The organism is Limnothrix sp. PR1529 (genome assembly GCF_002742025.1).
Classification (GTDB): Bacteria; Cyanobacteriota; Cyanobacteriia; order CACIAM-69d; family CACIAM-69d; genus CACIAM-69d.
The window spans coordinates 1-1,456 of sequence record NZ_LIRO01000029.1; the positions used below are offsets into that span (position 1 = coordinate 1).

At 63.6% G+C, this 1,456-nt stretch carries 1 protein-coding gene; it reads left to right on the forward strand.

Annotation, left to right across the window (positions count from 1 at the left end; genetic code table 11):
• Positions 1-74: 74 nt before the first annotated feature.
• A partial coding sequence (murJ, locus tag AMR42_RS04730) for a murein biosynthesis integral membrane protein MurJ (protein WP_234406614.1) occupies positions 75-1,456 on the forward strand: 1,382 nt, incomplete at its 3' end.

The following is a 1,456-nucleotide window of genomic DNA, read 5'->3' on the forward strand; positions in this document are numbered from 1 at the left end:
ACCCTGAACCCCCGCCCCCGGCGACCCCGGAACCAACCCAGACCGGGCGATCGATCCTGTCCATTGCCAGCATCGTGGCCGGGGCCACCCTCCTGAGCAAGGTGGCGGGCCTGGTGCGCCAACAGGTGATCGCAGCGGCCTTTGGAGCCGGGCCCGTGGTGGATGCCTTCGCCTATGCCTACGTGCTGCCGGGCTTTTTGTTGATTCTGTTGGGCGGCATCAATGGCCCCTTCCACAGCGCCATGGTCAGTGTGTTGGCCAAGCGCGATCGATCGGAGGCGGCGGTGATTGTGGAAACGGTCACCACGGTGGTTTGTGGGGCCTTGCTGCTGGTGAGTGCGGCCCTGGTGGTGTTTGCGGAACCGGCGATCGGGCTGTTGGCTCCCGGCTTGAGCGTCCACAACACCGCCGCCGCAGTCCAAACCCGTGAGCTGGCGGTGTTGCAATTGCAGGTAATGGCCCCGATCGCCTTCTTGGCCGGGGCGATCGGGATTGGCTTCGGCACGCTGAACGCCGCCGATCTGTATTGGCTGCCCTCGATCAGTCCCGTTCTGTCCAGCATCGTCACGATCGGGGCGATCGGCTGGTTCGCTTGGCAACAGGGCGGCTCTGGCCCTGAAACCCTGGCGCTGGGTGGGGTGCTGTTGGCTGCCAGCACCACGGCCGGGGCCCTCTTGCAATGGTTAGTCCAACTGCCCGCCCAAATCAAAGCGGGCATGGGACGGTTTCGACTGCGCTGGTCGCTGCGCCATCCGGGCGTGCAAGCGGTGCTGGGCGTGATGGGGCCCGCGGCCCTCTCCTCCGGCATGTTGCAGATTAATCTCTACACAGATTTATTTTTTGCCTCCTTTGTGCCCCAGGCGGCGGCGGCCCTCAACTACGCCAACTTGCTGATCCAAACCCCCTTGGGCCTGGTTTCCAACGTGGTGCTTGTGCCCCTGTTGCCGGTGTTGGCCCGGTCAGCGGACGATCGCCCCGTATTTATTGATCGGCTTCGGCAAGGGTTGTTGATTTCCGCGATTGCCATGTTGCCCCTCAGCGGCCTGACGATCGCCCTGGCCGACCCGATCGTTCAAGTGATCTACGAGCGGGGAGCCTTCAACAGCAACGATTCCCAACTGGTGGCCAGCGTCTTGATGGCCGCCGGGATTGGCATGTTTGTTTATCTTGGGCGGGATGTGATGGTGCGAGCCTTCTATGCCCTGGGTGATGCTAATGCGCCCTTTCGGATCAGTTTGGTCAATATCGGGTTCAATGCGCTGCTGGACTGGTGGCTCGTGCCTCGGTTTGGCGCGGCCGGCATTGTGTTGGCCACGGTGGGGGTGAATGCCCTGGCCATGGCGGCGTTGCTCTGGTTGCTCGATCGACGCATTGGCGGCTTGCCCTGGGGCGATTGGGCCAAGCCCTTTGGCGGTGTGCTGTTGGGGAGCTTCCTGGCTGGGGGGGTGGCCTGGGG